1 protein-coding gene is annotated in these 620 nt (G+C 46.1%); it reads right to left on the bottom strand.

Features of this window, described 5'->3' with window-relative positions; translation table 11 throughout:
- On the bottom strand, positions 1–475 hold a 475-nt coding region (locus A3754_RS25020), incomplete at its 3' end, for a hypothetical protein (protein ID WP_231880786.1).
- Between the last annotated feature and the right edge of the window lie 145 nt (positions 476–620).

Here is a 620-nt window from a genome sequence, read left to right as displayed (position 1 = left end):
AGGCCGCCTCATCGCTACCCTTTCTCTCCTTTACACATAGCAATGCCTCCATTTCTAAGCGCAGATTGATGCTTGGTTCTGGTAGAAATTGACTGCCAATGAATAAGTATCTATCGGTCAATATTTGACCTACATAATCGTCTAAAACAGCCTGCAGATATTCTTCAAGCCCATCGAGCACAGCATCTTTGAGTCTTTTAGCAACGTCATCTTCACACTTCACCGGCAACAAATAGTTTCTACGGTCATATTCAATGGCAACGTAGGAATCATCCTCACAACCATTACTGAGAATCCTTATCAACTGAGGAATCTCTCGGCCCGGGTGGTACTGATCTTTTTTTTGTATATGAAGGACAAACGCCCGACCACACCAGCTAGCCTCAAAAATAGGGTGAGCCAGGTTGAGAAAATAGATGCTCGGGCACTTGCCGATTCCTATATCACTCACAATCCCAGCAACCACATCTCGCATGTACCCTAAGCGCCAAAGCTTCCTCAAATGCCGGCGTACTCTTTGAACTGACATCCCCACCTGCTTGGCCAAGCCAAAAGTCGAACAATTTCTGACTACACCGCAGGAATCCGCCTCAGTCAGCAACACTATAAGAACCAGCTTG

It is taken from the genome of Alcanivorax sp. HI0083, from assembly GCF_001635175.1.
The sequence above is the reverse complement of the archived record's forward strand: the minus strand, read 5'-3'. Positions and strand labels throughout refer to the sequence as shown.